The sequence below is a fragment of the Colwellia sp. BRX8-7 genome (assembly GCF_014077275.1).
GTDB lineage: Bacteria > Pseudomonadota > Gammaproteobacteria > Enterobacterales > Alteromonadaceae > Colwellia_A.
On record NZ_JACGVP010000008.1, the window covers coordinates 166737 to 188494 of the forward strand.

The window sequence follows — 21758 nt, forward strand, 5'->3', positions numbered from 1 at the left end:
TTTATTCGACAGTTTTACCATAGCCTTTATAGCTAACTTATTATAATAAAATGAGTTTTTATTAAGCATCCCTAACGCTTGCTTGGATAAAACGGTGAGGTAATAAATAGCAGAAAATTTTCTGGCTTTACCGACAAGCCAAGTAACAGTAACTCAAACGGTTAAAGCACAAAATTATTGCATGAACATGCCTCAATAAATGGCTTTTATTTAATTTTTCACCTACACTTTTGATGAACCAACTCAAATAATAATACGACTACTTTGTATTATTATTACTCTTCCATATTCCATTTAGTTGTTGGCGGTTGTCATGGATGAACAATCATATAAAGGAAGCCAACATGACTAAAAATCTAAAAGTAATATTATTTTATTTTGTACTATTAACCTTGTTCTTAATGTTAGGTTGGGTGTCAGTACCGGTAAGTGCAGAAGAAAAATCAGTAAAAAACATTGCTAATGTGTGGTTATTTGTACCAAAACCAGGACAAATAGCTAATTTTGAACAAGCGTTTATAGACCACATTGCCTATCGAAAATTAATGAAAGACCCACGAAGCTGGTCTGTTTATCAAGCTGATATGGGGGCAAATATGGATGCTTACATCGTTCGGTCTTGTTGCAATACTTGGTCAGAGCTTGATGATTACCGTCAGTGGAACATTCAAGCGAAAGCCTCTGAAAACTGGCGTAAAAATGTCAGCAAATATATTTCTCATTATGAACACCACCGCGCTGAAAATGATCTAAACAACAGTCATTGGCCAGCAGATGTTACTTATAAATATATCGGTGTTAATACCTATCAGCTGAAGTTAGGACACAGCGAAGCTTTAGAAAAAGATAAGAAAATAATCAGTGATGCGGCTAAAAAAGAAAATTGGCCATATAATTGGTTATGGTATGACAGAGTCAATGGCACACTTGAAATGAGTCTGGCTATTCCTTACATGACTTATGGAGCTATGGCGCCACCAGATATTAAGTTTAGTAAATTACTAGCTAAACATTTAGATAGCCCAAAAAAAGCTAAAAAAGTACTGCAAAGATGGTCATCACACTTTGATGAAATTTCTTATAACATTTACATATTACGTGAAGATTTATCGATGTAAGGTATTTGATGACTAGGCGCCGAATGAAAGTGCGTATAGAGCGAATAAAAAAGCGTCTTTGGTAACAACTAAAGACGCTTTTATTTTATAAAGACTATTTATTTCACTATATTAAAGCTCACTGTATTAGAGCTTAATAACGGCCATCTTATCCTGAGACATATCATGCATAGTGTAAGCTATGCCTCCGGTATTATATCCTGAACTTTTTCGCCCAGCGAAAGGCATCCAATCAACCCTAAATGCAGTATGGTCGTTGACCATTACAGCTGTAGCGTCTAATTCCTGTATCGCCTTCATCGCAACATCAAGATTTTTGGTAAACACCGATGCCTGAAAAGCATAGTCTAGTGAATTAGCCTGATCAATAGCCTGGTCAATGTCATCATAGCCATAAACACAAATGACTGGACCAAAAACTTCCATGTTAGAAACTTTTGCATCGACTGGCGGTTCAAGCAGTACTGTTGGCGCATAAGTAGTATCACCCAAGCGTTTACCGCCGGTAACAAGTGTTGCGCCACCAGCCACGGCTTCATTAACCCACTCTTCAACACGATCGACTTCTTTGGGACGAATTAATGGCCCACATTCGGTTGTTTCATCAATAGCGTTACCGACAACGAGCTTTTCAGCGCCATCAGCTAGCATTTTTGCAATGGCTTGAGCTTTATTTCGAGGCGCAAAAATACGTTGTACAGAAACACATACTTGCCCTGAATGATAAAAACCACCTTTAAGCAAGCTCGGGATCATTGCTGCAATATCGGCACTTTCTTCGATAATAACCGGGGCAACGCCACCATGCTCTAATGCACAGCGTGTTCCTGGCGCTAATTTAGAACGTAACATCCAACCAATTTTGGCTGATCCAATAAAACTAAAAAAGGCGACGCGAGGGTCGGTGATCATTCTTTCAGACGTTGATGTCTCGCACGTAATAAAGCGACACCACTGAGGTGGTAATCCCGCTTCGTGCATAATATCAACGAATGCCTGACAAGATAATGGTGTATCTCGAGCCGGTTTAACTAACACCGGACAACCTGCAGCTATCGCAGGAGCCACTTGATGAACAATTAAATTTAATGGGTGATTAAAGGCTGAAACAGCAACCACAACTCCGATAGGCTCTTTGCTGGTGAAAGCAATTCGCCCCGCTCCAGCTTCAGTTAAATCCATCGGTATTTGCTTACCTGTTAATGCCGATATTTCTTTTGCGCAAAGCTCTACACCATCGATAGCTCGAGTAACTTCTACACGAGCATCGACCAGCGGCTTTCCGCCTTCACTTGCGATGAGTAACGCTAATTCATCAGCTCGTTGTGAGATTAGCACCGCCGCTTTTTTAAGAATACTTATCCGCTTAAAGGCAGGTAGCCATTGCTTACGATCTTTGAAGAGTTGCTGGGCAGTCTCTAAATATTCATCAATTTTATCCCACGTTACCGTTGGAACTGATCCTACATAAGTTTGGTCATAAGGGTTAACCACATCGAGTGTTTCAGCGGTACTATTTTTGTCTAAGTCGGCCATAATCTGCTCTTTATTAAGTTAAAAAATGCTTGCTGACAAGCGATATTATAATAAAAGGTTTATATTAAACAAACCTTTGCTGCCAATTCATCAATCAATACCCTTTGATTCTCAGAGTAATCAACGGGAAGTTCAACTAGATGAACACCTCCCGCTGAGAATGCTTTTTCATAGGTAGCAATGATATCTTCAGCAGAGGTAACTCTGTGCCCGGTTGCCCCGTAACTTTCTGCGTATTTAACAAAATCAGGGTTATTAAATTCCAAGCCCCAATCTGCAAAGCCAGAGCTGGCTTGCTTCCAACGGATCATTCCATAAGAGTTATCATTTAACACGGTGATCACTAGGTTCAAGCCTAAACGAATTGCTGTTTCTAATTCTTGTGAATTCATCATAAAACCGCCATCCCCGCATATTGCCATCACACGTCGGTCAGGGTTTAACATTGCTGCCATCATACCTGATGGCAAACCAGCGCCCATTGTAGCGAGGGCATTATCGAGTAATACCGTATTAGGTTGATATGCTTTATAATTACGGGCAAACCAAAGTTTGTACATACCGTTATCTAAGGCGATGATATCTTTTTCACCCATGACTTTTCGAATGTCTGCAACAAAGCGCTGAGGAATAATAGGAAAGCGATTATCGTCAGCTCCTTCTTCAAGATGCTCATCTATGGCGAGTTTTACCTTATCAAAATAACTTCTATCAAACTTTACTTCTCCTGCTAACTTATCTTTTAAAGCAGTCACAGACGCCGCGAGATCACCAATAATTTCTGATTGAGGAAAATATACTTGATCAACTTTCGCAGATTTATAGTTAACATGAATAACTTTTTTACCCCCTTGCTCCATAAAAAACGGCGGTTTTTCAATAACATCATGTCCAATATTAATAATTAAATCTGCACGTTCAATCGCACAATGTAAATAATCACCCGATGATAACGCTGCAGTGCCTAAAAAGAGACTTGAGCGTTCATCAACAACGCCTTTTCCCATTTGAGTGTCAAAAAAGGGAATACGTGTTGTGTGAACAAGGTCACACATTGCCTCTCGAACATTTTGACGATTCGCGCCCGCTCCAATAAGTATTAACGGCATTTTAGCGGCCTTTATTAACGTAACCGCTTCCTCGAGTGCCACCTCATTAGGACCTGCATAATGACGTTTATGGGGTGTCATAATCCCTGCCGTACAATCTTCAGCAGCAATGTCTTCAGGCAACTCTAATAATACAGCACCGGGGCGCTCTTCTTCACTGAGACGGAAAGCTTCACGCACTAATGACGGAATCGTATTGCCATGGACAATTTGTTTAGACATTTTGCAAATGGGGTCAAACAAGCCAACTACATCAATAATTTGGAACTGGCCCTGCTTAGATTTCTTAATTGGTTTTTGTCCGGTGATCATAATTAAGGGCATGCCACCTAAGTGAGCATAGGCCGCAGGTGTAGCTAAATTTGTTGCTCCTGGGCCTAATGTTGCCAAACAAACGCCCGCTTTATTAGTCAAGCGTCCATAAGTTGCCGCCATAAATCCTGCGCCTTGTTCATGGCGAGTTAACACTAATTTTATCGACGACTTGCGAAGGGACTCGAGCATATCGAGGTTTTCTTCGCCGGGAACAGCAAAGATATGATCGACCCCTTCGGCTTCTAATGCTTGCACAAATAAATCGGATGCTTTTATTTTGTCATTTTCGTTCATAGTTTTCCCTCATTAGTTTGTACACAATGCTTTATAAAACTTTACCCAACTACCCTACCATCAAAGAGACTTAAAAGTACGTGCGCTATTTTAAAACGCCATAACCTCGATGAATATTAGGGTGATTGCTAATCTATTTTTATCGCCACTATTTTATCGATGACGACCGCCATAAATAAAACAGCGTTGGTAAAACCAGTAATGTTAAAATAACCGCGCTCAACATACCGCCAACCATAGGTGCGGCAATACGACTCATCACTTCAGAGCCCGTGCCTGTGCCATATAAAATAGGGAGTAAACCAACAATAATAGCAGCAGCAGTCATCATAACAGGACGAACACGCATCCCAGCGCCATGTAAAACAGCCTGTAGTACATCTTCTTTTTTAGTGATGATACCTTCTAAGCGGTGTTCACTTAGCATAGATTGGTAAGCCTGATTGAGGTACACCAACATAATAACCCCAATCTCTACAGCAACACCGGCTAACGCAATAAAACCAACGCCAACAGCAACTGAGAAGTTAAAGCCTTCTAAGTACATTAACCAAATGCTTCCTACCATCGCAAAGGGTAAAGTTCCCATAATCATCGCCACTTCAATAACGTTCCTAAAATTCAGATAGAGTAAAATAATAATAATAAATAAAGTTAATGGCACCACATAAGTCAGCTTAGCTTTAGCACGTTGCATATATTCATATTGTCCAGCCCAAGTAATAGAGTAGCCAGCAGGCAAGATTAATTTATCAGCAATCACTTGTTGCGCCGCTTCAACGTAGGTTCCGACATCAACGCCATCAATATCAACAAAAGCCCAGCCATTGAGTCGGGCATTTTCAGATTTAATGCCCGGAGGTCCATTTTCTACGATGATATTGGCAACATCACCTAACGAAATACGTTGTCCGTTTGGCGTCACTATGGGCAGTGAAGATAATTGTTCAGGCGAATCACGATAATCTTGTGGATAGCGTAAATTAACGGGATATCGCTCTAAACCTTCTACCGTTTTAGTAACATTCATTCCACCAATAGCCGTTGCCACCACTTGTTGAATTTCTGCGATATTTAGGCCATAACGAGCAGCTTTTTCTCGCTGGATATCTATTTTAATATAACGGCCACCGGCAACTCGCTCTGAATAAACGGACGCTGTGCCGGGAACATCGGCTAAAATGACTTCTATTTGCTGACCTATTTCTTGAATAACGTCCAGTTGTGGCCCCGCTATTTTTATGCCTACCGGTGTCTTAATACCGGTTGCCAACATATCAATACGCGTTTTAATAGGCATAACCCAAGCGTTGGTTACTCCGGGTAGTTTGACTAACGCATCAAGTTCTTTCTTTAAGCTCTCTGTGGTTACGCCCTCTCGCCATTGGTCATGAGGTTTTAACTGAATAAAAGTCTCTATCATAGTCAGTGGCGCAGGATCTGTTGCGGTTTCAGCTCGACCAACTTTACCAAACACGGTTTGTACTTCGGGGACGGTTTTAATCAATTTGTCGGTTTGTTGAAGAAGTTGACGAGCTTGACCAATAGAAATCCCTGGATAGGTTGTCGGCATATACATCAAGTCACCTTCATCAAGTGGTGGAATAAATTCGCTACCAATTTTATCCAATGGATATATGCCAATAGCCAACACAGCTAATGCCGCAACTAAAGTGATTTTTGGAAAATGTAAAACCTTCTTCAAGGCTGGCATATAAATAAAGGTCAGAAATCTATTAACCGGATTTTTATGCTCTGCTAACACTTTACCGCGAATAAAATAGCCCATAAGTACCGGAACTAAGGTAATAGCTAACGCCGCAGAAGCCGCCATAGCATAGGTTTTAGTAAAAGCGAGTGGAGCAAACATTCGTCCTTCTTGTGCTTCTAAAGTAAATACCGGCACAAAACTGACAGTAATAATTAATAAGCTAAAAAATAATGCCGGCCCGACTTCACTGGCTGATTCTGTGACAATTTGCCAGCGATTTTCTTTTGTTAAGGGCGTTTTTTCCATATGCTTATGCATATTCTCTATCATGACAATGGCGCCATCAATCATCGCACCAATAGCAATAGCAATGCCGCCCAACGACATAATATTCGCGTTAAGCCCTTGCAAGTGCATAATGATAAAAGCGGTTAATATACCTACCGGTAAACTAATAATTGCCACTAAAGAAGAGCGAACATGAAACAAGAAGATAATACACACTAATGCGACTACGCCAAATTCTTCGAGCAACTTGTAGGCTAAATTATCTACTGCACGTTCAATTAAGGCAGAGCGGTCATATACAGGTACTATCTCAACGCCTTCGGGCAAACCTTTTTTGAGTTTTTCCAGTTTATCTTTAACACGATTAATGACTTGCTGTGCGTTTTCGCCAAAACGCATCACCACAATACCACCAACAACTTCACCTTCGCCGTTCAACTCAGCAACACCACGACGCATTTGCGGACCTGTGCCTATATCGGCAACATCTTTTAATAACAGCGGTGTTCCCTTCTCGTTAACCCCTAGCGGAATGTTTTCTAAATCACTGACACTTTTAATATAACCTGTCGTCCTGATCATATACTCGGCTTCTGCCATCTCAACAACTGATGCGCCTATTTCCTGATTACCTTGTTTAATGGCCTGTTGTATATGAGAGAGAGGTATACCAAAAGCACGCAGTTTTTCTGGGTTAATTTGTACTTGATATTGTTTAACCATGCCACCAATAGCAGAAACTTCCGAAACGCCAGGCACGGTTTGTAACTCAAATTTTAAGAACCAATCTTGTAAACTCCGTAATTGGCTTAAATCATGTTGACCAGTTTTATCGGTTAGGGCATACAAATATACCCAGCCCACGCCTGTAGCATCGGGACCCAATTGAGGGCGAGCATCACTGGGTAAGTTTGGGGCAACTTGACTTAAATACTCAAGAACTCTTGAACGTGCCCAGTAAAGATCGGTATCTTCATCAAAAATAACGTAAACATAAGAGTCACCAAAAAATGAATAGCCTCTTACCGTAACTGCGCCGGGCACGGACAACATCGCTGTAGTAATGGGATAAGTAACTTGGTCTTCAACAACTTGTGGCGCTTGACCCGGATAACTTGTTTTTATGATGACTTGCACATCAGATAAATCTGGTAGTGCATCAATAGGCGTTTTGCTGACAGAATATAAACCAGCAGCCACCAGTAATAATGTAGCAAGTAAGACAAAAAATCGATTACCAACAGACCATCGAATAATAGCAGTGATCATCATTATTTCCTTTCGTCGTTAGTCATGTTATTTGTATCGACACCAGGTGCCGACATTGCCATAGCACTAACAATAATAAAATTACCCGCGCGAATTTCAAAGGTAAACATCACATAGGCATTGATTGAAAATAAGGTCATATCAACCTTTTCATTGACAATAAAATCGACTCTATCGGCTTCTCGATCCCATTTCACAATGGCTTCTCGGTCGATAGTCACCATTCGATGATTTACCATGGTCGAAATAACGGTACCATTGACTGTTGCAGAGGAAACACTCTCTTTGATAACGTTATCATTGCTATCACTCATCGTCATCGCTATTGAGTCATTTGAGTCAGACGTTGTTTGTTCCAGCTGATAATGCATACGTTTAAAGTCAGAAGATTTACTCGATTCAGAATCCAATAAGAATTGTGCCGAGCTCACCACTTTATCGCTATCAGTAAGGCCGGTTAGTATTTCAACACTGTCACTGCCATAACGCCCAACAGAAACCTCAACTGACTTAAAACTGCCTTCTCCTAATGCCAAAACAACTCTGTCTTGATTACCCGTGCGAATTAACGCTTCTTTAGGAATAATGAGTGTTCGTTTATCACTTGTTGTATCTATGGTAATTTCTGCAAACATATTAGGCTTAAAGTCACCCGCTTCATTATTAAAACGTAAACGAACTTTCACAGTACGTGTTTTAGCATCAAGTATTGGATAAATATAGTCCACTTGTCCCTGCCATTTTTGACCCGGTAAATAATCAAGTGTCATGGTAACGGGTAACCCGGTTTTAACTAGACTTGCTTGACTTTCAAACACCTCAGCCTCAACCCAAACTTCCGATAAATTAGCTACCGACATTAATGTTGTACCTGGCTTTACAAAAAAACCTTCACGGATATTTAGACTTTCAACAACACCGGTTTGTGGTGAATAAAAAGTTATTTTTTGTTGTACTTTTCGCGTTTTCTTTAGTTCTTTAATCGCTAGTTTAGGTAACTGTAGTGCTGATAATCTATTTTCTGCCGCATTAATTAATCGATTATTTTTTCTCTCTAATGCCAGCAGTAGCTCTTCTTGGGCATTAACTAACTCAGGAGAATAAATATCATATAATGGCTGATTTTTTTTAACTGGATCTCCAACCGCTTTAACATAGAGCTTCTCAATCCACCCTTGTACACGAGGGTGAATATGAACAAGCTTATCTTCGTTATACGTAACATAACCAACAGTATTAATTTGGCTATTGAGCTTTTTATATTGAACATTTACCGTACGTACGCCTAAATTATTAACTACATCAGGTGAAATACGAATGGTGCCGGGACCTTCATCAGGTCCTTTGCCACCGTCATCGTAAACGGGTACTAAATCCATGCCCATCGGTGATTTACCCGGTTTATCTTTGATATAATTGGCATCCATTGGTGCGACCCAATAAAGTGGCACTTTCTCTTTAGACGTAACATCCGAAACTGAGTTACTGCCCGAAGTGATAAGTTTAGTGAGAGCAACAGTCAGCATCCCACCAATAATAATACCAAGAACTAATGGTTTAGTGTATTTGGTTGAGGTAGATGTGCTCATTGTTTTTCTCCCGAAATAATCGTATTTCGTCTACTTTTGTCTAAAGCCAGTTTGCTATTTTTGTTTTGTATAGCGACCGAATTGGCACCGCCAATAAAAAGATAATTAAGCTCAAGCCTTATCTTCTGCTCTTCTACATTAAGTGTTAGCTCGTCGATTTCAGCGTTTAGCACGGCAATACGTGAGCGAACAACTTCTGAAAAGTCGCCATCATCATTGGTATAAGCAGTCAAAGAGGCTTCTGCTTGGTCATGTATTTGTGGTAATAATTTATTTTTATATAAATTTTGTCTGTCGTTTAAGCGCAATAGTCTTCCTTTGGCGCTCGAGTAAGCACCTAGCAGTTGTCTTAGTAATAGTAACTTTTCGGTTTTCACCGCTTCTGCTTGAGATATCGCCGATTGAACTTCTTTGTCTTGTCGGTTTTCAGTAAAAAGGGGGATGTCAAAAGTTACGCCTATAGAGAATAAATCGGCGCGACTTCCTCCCATAGCATCATCGCCACGATAGCCATAACTTGCATTTACACCCCATTCAGTTTTATATTTTTGCTGCGCCAAATTTATCCCTGTTTTGGTCGCAGTCACCTTCTTATCGACAGCAATAACCGCCGGGTGATTTGAAAAATATGGCAGCAACTCTCCTGGTGTAAGCCAATTTTCTTTCAAAACTAAGTGACTATTCATTAACTCTATTTGCGGTAATTGATGACTGACTACAATATCATGTGAAGAAAAGTCAGTTAGTAATGACGTTTCATCTATTGTACTACCCGTCTTATAAAATGTGTTTAGCCAGGGTAAAAGCATGCCTTCATAGTGATTTTTCTGCTGTGCTAATTTATCTAACCTGTCTTCTAAATAGGTTAATTCTAATTGCGCACGAACAATATCTTGTTGACGAGTTTTACCTAAAGCCGATGAATAGCTTGCAGTTGCTACATCGGCTAACTGTTCAAATAACGATCTGTTTTTTTCAATTAAGACAATACTTTGCTGAACTCGATAGGTGTCCAACCATAAACTTCCTACGGTAACCGCAACCTTTGATTCTCTGTCTTTACGTTGATAGGGAAACGCTTCACTTTCAATTTTTAGTTGTTGGCTTTTAATCGCTAAACTGTTGCCACGTGGAAACATTTGTGAAATAGCTACTTTAATTTGCGTCATACCTTCTTGACCAAAGTCAAAACCGTTAGTCGGTAAATTTGCCAAGCCAATTGACATTTTAGGATCGGGTAAGGTACTAGCAGCTGAGCTCATCGATTCAAGAGCGTTTTGTTGATGAACATTCCCCGTTAACCAAGGATCATTTTTTTGAGCGACCTTAACTGCCTTTATAAAAGACAATGGTGGCGGGCTCTTAACCATTTTAACATCAGAGGCGCTGGCAGAAATGACAATCAAAGCAAGCAGCCCTGCACTGTATTTTAAGTAAAACTTACTATTGATGTTGTGATTATTCATCAGCATATTCCTTAATGGAACACCGTTTGTCAGAACCCATGTTAACGGTCGCGTCACAGTAGCAAGTGCAGGCACTTTATTATATGAGCCAACAGCAAAGTCTGCCATTAATTTTGGTGTGAATTTTTTTGAAAACATAACCCCTCCAAGAGGGATATCAATTAATATTTTTGATTAATTAGGTTTTTTATCAGTGATAAGTTGTTATAACAACGCAATATCAAAAGAGCCTAATACAAGAGTAATGATATAAATGGTCCAAAATTTGGAGGCATTTATCCTGTATTTAGCTTAATATTGGTGGGCGGTACAAAGATGCTGGTTGTTGGCTTAAAGCCAAACTAGAAGAAGAAAAGATCTTAGCTGAAAAATTAGCGACAGGTCCGTTACCTGCAACACCTTTGATAAATGCGATAACCATAGAGCAACCGCCAGCAGAGCATTTACATGAAGACGTACAACAATCTTCTTTTGTATTTTCTGACTGCTCAGTTGAGTCACTAGCCATAATGTGGTCGCTGTGATCCATCATAGACATATCTTGTGGCTGCGCATTCATTACCTTCATACCTATCATTTGATAAGCCATACTAGTAGACGCCATTGCCTGACCAACAAAGGCCAAACATACGAACAATACTATTAATGTTTTAGGGAAAAGAAATCTCAAAGTAGCCAACAAAATATTATGATGATGATAAATGATTACATAGCTGTTTTTTTTATTCAATAAAAAATATTAATCACTACTTTTCATCGGTGTTGATTACGGTGATTATTTTAAGTAACTTTTAAGAATAGAAATAACATCTTCTACTTCTGCTAATCGTTGCTCTTTTGTCATATCCTCCGCACCTAAATGCTCTCGTAAATGAGCTTCTAGCACTTCTTTCATCAAACCATTAACCGCACCTTTTATTGCAGCAACCTGTTGCAAAACAGCCATGCAATCGGGCTCTCCTTCTAAAGCAGTCTCTAGAGCAATTGATTGGCCTTTTATTCGTCTAACACGACTAAGCAGCTTTTTATTTCCGGCGGCAGTATGTGACATAAATTTCCTTTACTTGAATTGTAGTATACTAGGGTATAGTATATTTCAAAAAATATATTGATGCTATGACTAACTGCATTAAGCAACCGATGGAGATATTTAATGAAAAAAGATAGTGGTATTCAGTGGGAACACTCGCACGATTTTGGTATTGACAGTAAGCTTCATGAAAATAAAGTAAAAATTGTTTTTTGGCTAACAACCATCATTATGGTACTTGAGATTGCTGCTGGTACATGGTCTGGTTCTATGGCTCTGCTTGCTGATGGTTGGCATATGGGCACTCATTCTGCCGCTTTTCTTATTGCTATTTTTGCTTACTCTTATGCTAAAAAGCATGCCAGTAATAAAGACTTTAGTTTTGGAACAGGCAAAGTAAACTCTTTAGGTGGTTTTGCCAGTGCAATTGCATTAGCGATTGTCGCATTGATGATGATAATTGAATCTGCTCAGCGATTGTCAGCCCCGCTATCAATTCATTTTAACGAAGCAATCGTTGTTGCGATTATAGGGTTAGTGGTGAATGTTGCCTCTGTTTTCATCTTACATGATGATCACCATCACCATGACCACAACCACGAGCACCAGCACCAGCACGACCATACGATGAAAGCCGCCTACTTTCATGTACTGGCGGACACCCTCACCTCTTTATTAGCGATTGTTGCCTTATTGGTGGGTAAATATATTGGTTTATTATGGATGGATCCACTCATGGGGATTGTCGGTGCCATCGTTATCTTGCGTTGGTCTTATGGATTAATTAAAGAATCAAGTGAAGTACTTCTTGATAAATCGATAAAGAAATCAACCATGGATGAAATATCAGCGGTATTAAGTGAAAAAAATAGCGTGATCAACGATATTCATGTTTGGAAAATAGCAAGCGCACACCAAGCAGCAATTCTTAAAGTAACCTCTGCCGAGCCTTTAGATTCAAACGAATATGAACGTATTTTAAAAGGATTTTTACCACAGTTATCACACATATCTATTGAAATACGCCATGATCAAAGTGAATGCATGACCTAACTTGAAGCGATAAACATCGGTAATTTTATGACTTAATGATGTAATAGCGGTTAAAGTTGAAATTTACTTTTACGATGTTTCTCATCCTTAAAATTAAAATGCAGCCACATTAGCAGCCCCAAAAGGGTTGCTAATGTGAGATAAGCTTTATAACCATTGCCCATAGCATTGACAGCATATGGTTAATCTCTAGCTATTAATTGATTATTAAATTTTAGCGCTAACCGCTAATGTTAATTCATTCAACAGTGCTTGTTCGTTAACAACATGAATTAAAGGAACTAGGGTATTGAATGACGTTGGTAAACATTTTACCGTGCAAGTTTGCAGCTCGGCATTGTACAAAATATAATCCCAGTAGAACTGATGAGTCACTGCAATATGCTCGATGCCATCATCATTTTCTGTGTTAGACAACCGCTCTTCTTTTGTTTGGCTCGCTTTACTCAGTAATGCTTTTATTGAAGGTCGTTTTTCAACTTGCTCTTCATTTAAAAGCAGCGTTAGCAAACTAACATTACGTTTAGTGTTTAAGACATTAAACCTTTCGGTTTTTTTAAACCAAACGAGTGCTTTTTCAAGATCTTGCTCCATGTGTAAACCATACATCAGATTATAAGCAAGTTGATACATTGCACCAGGCTCACCATCTCTGGCTGCTCGGATCAGTAACTTATTGGCTAAAGGTATATTTATTTCACGCCCATGACCTCTATAATTCATGATTGCCATCGCTAAGTTTGCCAAAGACGAACCTTCTCTAGCATATGTCTTAAAAAAGTTATATTCCATTTTGCAATCGCGCTCACAATAACTATAGTTTATTGCTGATTCCGCATTGGCATTAAATAAAAAACAACCAATTAAAAATCCCGCTAATAGTTTGATACTTTTCATATTATTCCTTCATATAAAGTAAACAAAGTTTTATAGAACCAGACTTAACTCATGGTTAAAATCTGAATAAATTTAATATAACAATATAACAATATAACAATGGTATTTATAAATTAATTTAATTAACGACTTTTGCGTAGTAGCCATAAATAATTTAAGTGTCTGGTAGAAAATATTTAAAGCAACTATCGAGTTCTATATGGGCCTTAGTTGCCACAATTATTTTGATACCTTTAATTGCTCGCCCGGCGGTAAAAAGGTACTTATTGCACCTAAACAATTAGCGTCTTTAAATTGGCAAGATAAAACGGTAACCTGTAGTCTTAATGTAGAGCAAATAAACTCATTCGCACAGTATCAGAGAGAAAAATTGAATGATGCTAATTACCTAAAACGGTTAAGGCAAAACTAATATTTGAGAAATAACCCTATTCAATAGACTCTTTTCGACCTTTCTCTATGATTAATGTGCGTGATACTTAAAAGGCTAACTAAATGCAAAAAAAAGACGATAAAACAACAGTTAATAAAAAGCATATAACTGCCTGTTTATACGGTAATGAAACAGCTAAATCATTAGCCAACTTCACCATTAGCGATTTAAAAATGCCACGCGCTTTCCTTTGGGCATTAGGCACAATCAAGAGCGCGTCTGCACAAGCGAACCAAGAACTGGGTCTACTTGATGCTGATAAATCTGCAGCAATTCAATTGGCTGCCAAAGAAGTTGCGGATGGTTTCCACGATAATCAGTTTCCCGTTGATGTCTTCCAGACAGGGTCGGGAACCAGCACGAATATGAACGCAAATGAAGTGATTGCTTCATTAGTTAAGTTAAAAAGTAATCAAACCATAAACGTTCACCCTAATGATCATGTAAATATGGGACAAAGTTCTAACGATGTGATCCCCTCTTGTATCCACTTAAGTGCAGCAAAACTTATCGCTGAACAGTTATTACCCTCGCTAGAACACTTACGTAACACCTTAGACAACAAAGCCGGTCAGCATCATGACACCATAAAAACAGGCCGTACTCATTTAATGGATGCAATGCCATTAAGTTTTGCTCAGGAAATAAGTGGTTGGAGTGCTCAAGTGAGTTATGCCTATGACCAGCTACAAAATAACTTACCAAGTTTATACAAGCTTGCCATTGGCGGCACAGCTGTAGGTACTGGAGTTAATACACACCCAGATTTTGCCACTATTGTCACTCGTACCTTAACCGAGAACACCGGTTTAACCTTCATGCCTGCCGATAATTATTTTCGGGCAATTAGTGCACAAGATACAGCGGTATGCATTAGCGGTATTCTTAAAACCACCGCGGTTAGTTTAAGTAAAATCAGCAATGATATTCGCTGGCTAAGCAGTGGACCATTAAATGGATTAAATGAAATTCGATTACCTGAACTACAAAAAGGTAGCAGTATTATGCCAGGGAAAGTCAACCCAGTGATCCCTGAAGCGGTTTTAATGGCTTGCACACAAGTCATCGGCAATGACACAACCATTACGTTGTCAGGACAATCTGGCAACTTCCAACTTAATACCATGCTACCTTTAATCGCTCATACGTTAGTGCAAAGTATTCAACTACTCAGCTCAAGCGCTAACGCACTTGCTGATAAAGTTATCAAAGATATAAGCGTGAATCATGATGAAATTAAGCAAAATTTAGCAAAAAATCCAATTTTAGTAACCGCGTTAACTGAATTGATCGGCTATGAAAAAAGTGCTGAGATTGCTAAAACAGCATACCTAGAAAAAAGAACCGTAATAGATGTTGCTATCGAACTAACCAATATTAGTGAAGCAGAGCTTATGGCACGATTAGATCCTAAAAAGCTAATTGGTGGTGTTAATAAAAGCCAATAACCGGTAGCTTTGCCAATAAAGAAAAACTTCCCCCGTGATCTTTTTAGAGGTGATCACGGAGTTCTAACTCATCGATTAGTCGTTATTTAAGATGAAATACCAAGCTTACTAACTCGTTAATCGTTCATTATTGAAATGGGTTAACTCAATGTTATTTTCAGTAAGAAAACTAAAAATCAAAGACAGTAAACATATTTCAATATCTGCCAATAATTAACCAGATAGTACTGTAGGCTAAATTTAATTGGAAAATATAATTTAATTAATTTTATAAATAATCGAGTTAGCTAATCAAGCTGGCTCAGCAGGCTTACTCAGTAAAGTGAAAGTATACACATAACCATAAATAGCGGTAATGATTATACTAGGTGTAACCGTTAACCATAAATTAGGCGTCTGGTTAATAAAGTTAACACCAATGGCAATGCTAGATTGAATCGCTATAGGTAAGAGTGGTGCTAACAAAGTACCTGGTATAGCGTTATTACTTAAATATTTAGCCGAGCGGTCTAAGGCATTTCTGAAAGTTCTGAAAATGGCGATGTTTTGTTTTGTTTTAGAAAACACTGTACAGATGATAGGCACAACAAATATTAATGAAAGATAACTTTGCCCAAATTTCGACACTGATTTTTCTAATATAAAAGTAAATAAAATAGTAATCGTGCCGCTTAATGTTCCTTGCACAATTGCCGATCTTAACACTAGTGATTGATCTTCACTGACTAAACCATTCGCCCAATATGACCAAGCAAAATAAAAACAAAATGAGATCCCCGCCGAAAGAATCAGTCTTACTCTAGATGACATATAAAGTTGCCTTACCTGCGCTTTAGTTAATTTTCCATACTACCGCTATAATGATGCCCTCGCGATAAATATTTATTTTCAACGACGTTGTTGCTTGATATTTTATTAACATGTGACCTGATAAAATTTAAAAGCTTCACGGCCATCTCGGCTTTTTAGAAAAGCCTTAGAGTCATCGACTAGTGAAAATAAATCGATAATTGCCACCTTAGCTGACAGTATAATCAAACTCTAATCTTTAAATGTTAAAAATTCGCAAATCCATCTCTGTATATTAATGGCTGATTATTCTTACCATATTAGCCAAAATTATCATTGAAATCAGCCTGACGAATTTTTGCACTAATATGTTCATAAAAAGATGATATGATAAGTTAAATTAATTTAACATAGCGAAGATTAGTAATGCGGATAAAATTAACTCAAGACCTAGTATGTGGCAATGACACTTTTTTAACGGGTGAAGAATACGAGGCAGTATTGATATTACCCCGTTCAACTACCGTAGAATTTATAGCTGACTCAGGTAAGAAAGTCAGAGCATTTAACTATGAATATACGACAGTAGCCTCTGCAACTGAAATATAGCAAGGTGAGTGCGATCACAGCCGTTTAACAGATCAATAAACGCTGAGAATCACAAAGTGGGTTAACTTAAGTTATATCAATTGATAGTAACCGCTTTCAAAACACTCAATAAACGTAGTGAACGACCCAGTAGCGTCACTACGTTTTAAAAATATAACAACCTATATCGTTTTAATCATCTGCACCGTTTCAGGTTTAAAACCTAACGTTTGGTAGAAGTCGTTTGCTTTTTTATTATTAGCGAAAACTTCCAGATGCAGTAACCTGCACTCTAAATTTTTAGACCATTTCTCAGCAAACCCAATTAAAATCTTACCAACACCTAAACCCTGTGACTCAGGTGAAACAGCCAACAAAGGTATTGTTCCACACATCTCACCAGATATACTGTCTTTATGGGTTCTAACATGAATAAACCCCAAAGAAACATCACTTTTTTCAGCGATAAAGGTAACGTTGGCTTGTGATGATTCAGCAAGCATTTCAGCAATATAATCAAATTGCATTTTTTGAATAACATCGTCAGAATGCCAAGATAACTGAGCAACGTCAGCTAAAATAGGTGAAAGTTTAAAAATAAACGAATGATCACTTAATTTTGCTTCCCTAATGACTAGTTCGTTATCCATAAACACTCTACATTCACACTTAAATATCAATTAAATATTGGCCGTTTAAAACGGCTAATATCACGTAACAATAGCCTACTATTTTAGCTGTTTTTATTTATTGGGGATTTTACATTATGCCCTAACGCATTAATATCAACGCCTTGTTCAGACAGAATTTTCTCAAATAACGGCAGTAAAGCCCCTAGATTTTCTTCCAGTGTATCGCGTAAAGTGTCAACAACAACTTGAGTGCCACGTTCTATCTCTATGTTAATATTTTCGCCAACAGTCTTAGCCTCAAACACTGTCATCCTTCGAGTCTCAGGAATTAACCAAACTTCAAACCACTGCTCTGTCTTATTCACTTGAGAAATGGTTAAACTAGCTCCGTTTAAGGCAATGTAGCCCTTTGGAAAGACATAGCGCTTCCATTCTTTTGACAAACCTAAACGGATACAATAATTGTCTTCTATGTGAGTAATGTTGACAATAGGGGTTTTAAAGTCCACATGCCCCGACAGAGGATGACCACCAATTTCAGCACCCTCTTTAGCTGCTCGCTCTACATTGACACAAGTATTTTTTCCATATTCGCTGAGGGTCGTTATTAAAAGGCTTTGTAGCATTACATCAAACTTGACCCTAAATTCAGACACTATTTCAGTAACCGTCAAACATACTCCGTCGACAGAAACACTTGCTCCTATTTCTAGATCAGTGCAAAAACCTTTGTTGAAATCAATAACAAAAGTTCTGATACCCTTTTCATCTGTAATATCGATAATTTTAGCTATCGATTGAATTATTCCTGTAAACATAAATATCTCTTCTTTAATTAGCAACACGCTTAATACTCATACATTGTTAAGCAGTGAAAAAAATGAACGTTGTTGTCGGATAAGCTATGCCAATCAGTTTGTTGTTATCACTTAAGGATATCAAATTGTGTTGAGGCATTGAATGGTTAGAAGTTTCGATCTGCATATTTAATTAAAAACATCAAAAACTATACTTTATTTTTCGCTGTGACCAAATAATAAATCAAATAAAATAGGGTCAATACGGTATGAATTTTCAAGATTTTCCCTAGCCATCTCTCGTTCTTCTTTAGCTGCATCAGGTTAACCAAACGATTCATAGTAATCGCCTGCTTTGGCATTATTATGAGCTCTTTTATTTAATGCTGTACTGGAGACACGACCGGTGAGTAAAAAGAAAACGATAAAAATAAAGACGCTGCAATAACACTTATCAGTAAACACAAGTTATATAAGCTAAAATAGTTGGCTAAAATTTGAAAAAATAGCAAAGCCAACCTTATTTAATGACTTCAAGTATGAAGCTATCAGGTGTTATTTATCGTCATTTTCAGAGACAACTTGCTCGTCTTCTGACGGTACCTCCTCCACAGCTGATTTTTTCAAACGTTTTTCTTCCTTTTTTTTCTTTTTAGCTATTTCTTTCTGACGTTTTTCGAAAGAGTAATTTTGCTTAGCCACTCGTATTCTCCTCTGGGTATCTTAAATTTCTAACATGAATAATACGGCATCCCCGGAATAATTGCGCCCTTGATTACCATTATAATAGATAAAATTAAGGGATAATGCTTTTATTTCATCTGTCGTATCAGTCTATTAGGCCTTTTTTATGATACCAACAACAAATATCAATATAACCGCCCCCGCAGTCGCCGTAACAATTGTACCAATGACTCCGCCAGCAGATATACCAAGTAAGCCAAAGACAAAGCCACCAACCACTGCGCCTATAATGCCAACAACGATATTACCGAGTAAGCCAAAGCCAGCCCCTTTCATTAACCTTCCCGCTAACCATCCGGCTAAAGCACCGATAGCTAAAAATATCACCAATTCTGTTAAATCCATAAATTCACCTCTGCTATTAAATCTTTTTCAATGCGCGACAATCTGTCACATTACAATCGTAAAATATAAGTTGGCTATATCTACAGTAAACAACACTAGTCAACTGTTTGTTAATTTAAAACACACCAAGCGTTATAATTAATTTTTCATCTTTTACTTCCAATGATTTCAATACTGCTTTGGCTAATTTGTGTTTTACATTATCATCTTTAAATTTATAAACTGGATAAACGGCCATCACTTTTGAAAGCATGGCCTGCGCAATATCTTGTATTTTTGGAGTGAAATTTTTAGGAACTTTATCAATGGCTAAACTAATAATTGTAGGGTTTTTAAAATAAAACTCACCTTTTTTAGGCTCATAATCTAATGTGCCTTTAATCATTACTTCACCGCTACCCTTAATTCCACCGGGAGCACTAGCGTCAATATTTGCACGAATACCTATTTCATCACTTTCTTTTAGTAAATCTATTATAGGATTTGATAGGGTAACAGTGACAAAATATTTCTTTTTTTCGATTGGCATAAAAGCTGATATTTTTTCTTGTATCTCTTGTTCTGTGATTTCCTGTGTGTAATCTAACGCAACGGCAAACTGACTCAGTAGCGATAAAAAAACAAACATAATGCTTCGAAACATAACTTTTCCTTAAAAAATAACAACACTTTAAACAAAATATCAGCTAGCTAAAAATAAACGACACCGTAATAAATGCCAACTATTATTTTCGTCTAAATCATATATTAAATATTATGCTCTTCTTCGTGTAAAACAAAACTCACCAATTTATGTACAATAGGAGATATAATTAAAATAGTTGGAAAGGCAAAGATAAAAGCGAAACCCCACGCTTTTAACCATATAGGAACAATATTCGTCACCATACCTACGTTAAACACACTAATAACAAAAGACATTACGCAGGACATAAGTAACGCCATAAAAAAAGAAAATACAACTTTGTGATATTTACGTGAAATCATCTTAAATACTCATAGATTGTTCTAAGACTCAGTGTTTTTCTGAGATTAAAAAGAAAATTTTTATGTCTGTTAACTTTGCGCTAAATAACCCTGTTCATTTATTAGCTTCGCCGGTAATTTAATTATTTATAAAATATCTATCAGGGAAAGAACCTAAGGTTGCCATTATTTAAATAGCTTATTGTATTTTTTTACAAGTAGACATATCTTTTGAAAGTTCTGTTATATATAAACCATTTTTACCGTGAAAGCGGTACACCATTATTACCCCCAAATTGATAAAACTTTCTAACGCTTTATTCGCACATAATGTACCTATCAACACTTTCTCAATAATTGGCTCAAAAGCCTTTACATCAAGTTGATCAGCACTGTAATTTATCATAGTGTTATTATAGATAATGAAATTTTTGAATGTTGCTGCGTAATCAAGTCTTGTTTCTTCATCAATTATTTGAGCACCTTTAGCGTTAATTTTAGTAACTGCCTTAGTCAACTCTTGCGATAAAGATCGCTCTAATGGGGTCTGTTCAGCATGACACAACAACGATGTCGTTAAAGCGATAGGTAATATAATTTTTATTAAATCCATAAAGGTAATTTCCTTAAAAATCCCCAGATTAAAGGGATAAATTATTTTATTAAAATATATAGCACAACTCACCGTAACAAATTTAGTCGTTGCACTATAAAGCGCTGGTTTTACCTAAAATATCAACTGCAATTAAAGCAATAAATCTAACGAGTATACTCAAAACTCAGCAGGCCATCATTCATTGCAACTTCCCTAAAACCATTAGAAATCAACACTTTTTTAGACGCTTTATTTTCGGGTGCAGTATGAGCAATAATACTATTGGTTTCTTCGAAGGAGCAGGCATGAGAAATGAGCAGGTTAACAATTTCTGTTGCATAGCCACGACATTGCCAACTAGGTAGCACAGAATAGCCAATCTCAACTATTCCATTACTATCTGGGGGACCAAAATATCCACCTGATCCCACGAGAGTTCTTTCTCCTGAAACGGCAATATTTATAGCATACCAGCCATACCAACCTTCAGCTAATTTACCGCCTTTTTCGAAACAAGAAAGAAAAAACTCCATTGCATCTCGGTCATATTCACCGCTAGGCCAATCGCTTGAAACAGATGCATTTAATTTTTCAGAAAGTAACAAAGGTGTTTCAAGTTCAATGTGAAGATGAGCGGCTGATGATGATATTAATTCGATGCGTTTTGAATTTAAATTTTTAATGATTTTTATTTACTCTATCGATTACGTTTTTTAACACTTATCCATCAAAGACTATTTCAGCTT

The 21758-nt window shown here is 37.7% G+C and carries 21 protein-coding genes; 4 read left to right on the forward strand and 17 right to left on the reverse strand.

What is annotated here, in order from left to right:
• Nucleotides 1–344: 344 nt before the first annotated feature.
• A complete protein-coding gene (locus H4J57_RS09920) occupies nt 345–1118 on the forward strand; it encodes a hypothetical protein (protein WP_070376772.1) in 774 nt (257 codons plus the stop codon).
• A 126-nt stretch (nt 1119–1244) separates the two neighbouring features.
• Here the strand turns inward: H4J57_RS09920 and H4J57_RS09925 are convergent, their stop codons facing one another.
• From H4J57_RS09925 to H4J57_RS09955, 7 genes are all read right to left on the reverse strand, one after another.
• The gene (locus H4J57_RS09925) at nt 1245–2654 is read right to left on the reverse strand and encodes an aldehyde dehydrogenase family protein (RefSeq protein ID WP_182242678.1); all 1410 of its coding nucleotides are present in this window, start codon (nt 2652–2654) and stop codon (nt 1245–1247) included.
• 59 nt (nt 2655–2713) lie between these two features.
• On the reverse strand, nt 2714–4354 hold the full coding sequence (locus H4J57_RS09930; protein ID WP_404842491.1) for an acetolactate synthase large subunit: 1641 nt from the start codon (nt 4352–4354) through the stop codon (nt 2714–2716).
• Between the two features lie 166 nt (nt 4355–4520).
• Complete coding sequence (locus tag H4J57_RS09935) at nt 4521–7640, reverse strand: efflux RND transporter permease subunit (protein ID WP_182215918.1); 3120 nt, start codon at nt 7638–7640, stop codon at nt 4521–4523.
• Between the two features lie 2 nt (nt 7641–7642).
• The gene (locus tag H4J57_RS09940) at nt 7643–9229 is read right to left on the reverse strand and encodes an efflux RND transporter periplasmic adaptor subunit (RefSeq protein ID WP_182242682.1); all 1587 of its coding nucleotides are present in this window, start codon (nt 9227–9229) and stop codon (nt 7643–7645) included.
• Nucleotides 9226–10695 (reverse strand): TolC family protein, encoded by a 1470-nt coding sequence (locus H4J57_RS09945; RefSeq protein ID WP_182242729.1) that lies wholly within the window; start codon nt 10693–10695, stop codon nt 9226–9228. The genes H4J57_RS09940 and H4J57_RS09945 overlap by 4 nt, the downstream gene beginning before the upstream one ends.
• 286 nt (nt 10696–10981) lie before the next feature.
• Entirely contained in the window at nt 10982–11425 is a 444-nt protein-coding gene (locus tag H4J57_RS09950; protein WP_310733717.1) for a CopL family metal-binding regulatory protein, read from the reverse strand.
• Nucleotides 11426–11470: 45 nt separating this feature from the next.
• The gene (locus H4J57_RS09955; RefSeq protein ID WP_182242684.1) at nt 11471–11746 is read right to left on the reverse strand and encodes a metal/formaldehyde-sensitive transcriptional repressor; all 276 of its coding nucleotides are present in this window, start codon (nt 11744–11746) and stop codon (nt 11471–11473) included.
• 102 nt (nt 11747–11848) lie between these two features.
• Here H4J57_RS09955 and dmeF point away from each other — a divergent pair, with 102 nt between their 5' ends.
• Complete coding sequence (dmeF, locus tag H4J57_RS09960) at nt 11849–12778, forward strand: CDF family Co(II)/Ni(II) efflux transporter DmeF (RefSeq protein ID WP_182242686.1); 930 nt, start codon at nt 11849–11851, stop codon at nt 12776–12778.
• 207 nt (nt 12779–12985) lie between these two features.
• Here dmeF and H4J57_RS09965 read toward each other — a convergent pair whose 3' ends face one another.
• Nucleotides 12986–13675, reverse strand: a complete 690-nt coding sequence (locus H4J57_RS09965) for a tetratricopeptide repeat protein (protein ID WP_182242688.1) — start codon at nt 13673–13675, stop codon at nt 12986–12988.
• A gap of 495 nt (nt 13676–14170) precedes the next feature.
• On the opposite strand from H4J57_RS09965, the gene H4J57_RS09970 reads away from it, so the two are divergent.
• Nucleotides 14171–15556, forward strand: a complete 1386-nt coding sequence (locus H4J57_RS09970; protein WP_182242690.1) for a lyase family protein — start codon at nt 14171–14173, stop codon at nt 15554–15556.
• 291 nt (nt 15557–15847) lie between these two features.
• On the opposite strand, the gene H4J57_RS09975 is transcribed toward H4J57_RS09970, so the two are convergent.
• Nucleotides 15848–16366 (reverse strand): hypothetical protein, encoded by a 519-nt coding sequence (locus H4J57_RS09975; protein ID WP_182215906.1) that lies wholly within the window; start codon nt 16364–16366, stop codon nt 15848–15850.
• A gap of 405 nt (nt 16367–16771) precedes the next feature.
• Here H4J57_RS09975 and H4J57_RS09980 point away from each other — a divergent pair, with 405 nt between their 5' ends.
• Nucleotides 16772–16954: a hypothetical protein gene (locus H4J57_RS09980; RefSeq protein WP_182215904.1), complete on the forward strand. Its 183-nt coding sequence runs from the start codon at nt 16772–16774 to the stop codon at nt 16952–16954.
• Between the two features lie 161 nt (nt 16955–17115).
• Here the strand turns inward: H4J57_RS09980 and H4J57_RS09985 are convergent, their stop codons facing one another.
• From H4J57_RS09985 to H4J57_RS10020, 8 genes are all read right to left on the reverse strand, one after another.
• A complete protein-coding gene (locus H4J57_RS09985) occupies nt 17116–17583 on the reverse strand; it encodes an N-acetyltransferase (protein WP_182242692.1) in 468 nt (155 codons plus the stop codon).
• A gap of 83 nt (nt 17584–17666) precedes the next feature.
• Complete coding sequence (locus H4J57_RS09990; RefSeq protein WP_182242694.1) at nt 17667–18383, reverse strand: riboflavin synthase subunit alpha; 717 nt, start codon at nt 18381–18383, stop codon at nt 17667–17669.
• 534 nt (nt 18384–18917) lie between these two features.
• Nucleotides 18918–19064 carry a hypothetical protein gene (locus H4J57_RS09995; RefSeq protein WP_182215898.1) on the reverse strand — a complete coding sequence of 49 codons (147 nt, stop codon included), beginning with the start codon at nt 19062–19064 and terminating at the stop codon, nt 18918–18920.
• A 135-nt stretch (nt 19065–19199) separates the two neighbouring features.
• Nucleotides 19200–19451, reverse strand: a complete 252-nt coding sequence (locus H4J57_RS10000) for a GlsB/YeaQ/YmgE family stress response membrane protein (protein WP_070376763.1) — start codon at nt 19449–19451, stop codon at nt 19200–19202.
• Between the two features lie 115 nt (nt 19452–19566).
• Nucleotides 19567–20094: a DUF1439 domain-containing protein gene (locus tag H4J57_RS10005; protein ID WP_182215896.1), complete on the reverse strand. Its 528-nt coding sequence runs from the start codon at nt 20092–20094 to the stop codon at nt 19567–19569.
• 104 nt (nt 20095–20198) lie between these two features.
• The gene (locus H4J57_RS10010) at nt 20199–20438 is read right to left on the reverse strand and encodes a DUF2798 domain-containing protein (RefSeq protein WP_182242696.1); all 240 of its coding nucleotides are present in this window, start codon (nt 20436–20438) and stop codon (nt 20199–20201) included.
• Nucleotides 20439–20616: 178 nt separating this feature from the next.
• Nucleotides 20617–21030: a hypothetical protein gene (locus H4J57_RS10015; RefSeq protein ID WP_182215892.1), complete on the reverse strand. Its 414-nt coding sequence runs from the start codon at nt 21028–21030 to the stop codon at nt 20617–20619.
• Between the two features lie 146 nt (nt 21031–21176).
• Nucleotides 21177–21617 carry a GNAT family N-acetyltransferase gene (locus tag H4J57_RS10020; protein WP_220465335.1) on the reverse strand — a complete coding sequence of 147 codons (441 nt, stop codon included), beginning with the start codon at nt 21615–21617 and terminating at the stop codon, nt 21177–21179.
• Between the last annotated feature and the right edge of the window lie 141 nt (nt 21618–21758).

What these genes read in the sequence shown, in the direction of transcription:
- H4J57_RS09920 (WP_070376772.1), top strand. Translation starts at nt 345, where the DNA reads ATGACTAAAAATCTAAAAGTAATATTATTTTATTTTGTACTATTAACC.
- H4J57_RS09925 (WP_182242678.1), bottom strand. Translation starts at nt 2,654, where the DNA reads ATGGCCGACTTAGACAAAAATAGTACCGCTGAAACACTCGATGTGGTT.
- H4J57_RS09935 (WP_182215918.1), bottom strand. Translation starts at nt 7,640, where the DNA reads ATGATCACTGCTATTATTCGATGGTCTGTTGGTAATCGATTTTTTGTC.
- H4J57_RS09940 (WP_182242682.1), bottom strand. Translation starts at nt 9,229, where the DNA reads ATGAGCACATCTACCTCAACCAAATACACTAAACCATTAGTTCTTGGT.
- H4J57_RS09945 (WP_182242729.1), bottom strand. Translation starts at nt 10,695, where the DNA reads ATGAATAATCACAACATCAATAGTAAGTTTTACTTAAAATACAGTGCA.
- H4J57_RS09955 (WP_182242684.1), bottom strand. Translation starts at nt 11,746, where the DNA reads ATGTCACATACTGCCGCCGGAAATAAAAAGCTGCTTAGTCGTGTTAGA.
- dmeF (WP_182242686.1), top strand. Translation starts at nt 11,849, where the DNA reads ATGAAAAAAGATAGTGGTATTCAGTGGGAACACTCGCACGATTTTGGT.
- H4J57_RS09965 (WP_182242688.1), bottom strand. Translation starts at nt 13,675, where the DNA reads ATGAAAAGTATCAAACTATTAGCGGGATTTTTAATTGGTTGTTTTTTA.
- H4J57_RS09970 (WP_182242690.1), top strand. Translation starts at nt 14,171, where the DNA reads ATGCAAAAAAAAGACGATAAAACAACAGTTAATAAAAAGCATATAACT.
- H4J57_RS09975 (WP_182215906.1), bottom strand. Translation starts at nt 16,366, where the DNA reads ATGTCATCTAGAGTAAGACTGATTCTTTCGGCGGGGATCTCATTTTGT.
- H4J57_RS09980 (WP_182215904.1), top strand. Translation starts at nt 16,772, where the DNA reads ATGCGGATAAAATTAACTCAAGACCTAGTATGTGGCAATGACACTTTT.
- H4J57_RS09985 (WP_182242692.1), bottom strand. Translation starts at nt 17,583, where the DNA reads ATGGATAACGAACTAGTCATTAGGGAAGCAAAATTAAGTGATCATTCG.
- H4J57_RS09990 (WP_182242694.1), bottom strand. Translation starts at nt 18,383, where the DNA reads ATGTTTACAGGAATAATTCAATCGATAGCTAAAATTATCGATATTACA.
- H4J57_RS10000 (WP_070376763.1), bottom strand. Translation starts at nt 19,451, where the DNA reads ATGGATTTAACAGAATTGGTGATATTTTTAGCTATCGGTGCTTTAGCC.
- H4J57_RS10005 (WP_182215896.1), bottom strand. Translation starts at nt 20,094, where the DNA reads ATGTTTCGAAGCATTATGTTTGTTTTTTTATCGCTACTGAGTCAGTTT.
- H4J57_RS10010 (WP_182242696.1), bottom strand. Translation starts at nt 20,438, where the DNA reads ATGATTTCACGTAAATATCACAAAGTTGTATTTTCTTTTTTTATGGCG.
- H4J57_RS10015 (WP_182215892.1), bottom strand. Translation starts at nt 21,030, where the DNA reads ATGGATTTAATAAAAATTATATTACCTATCGCTTTAACGACATCGTTG.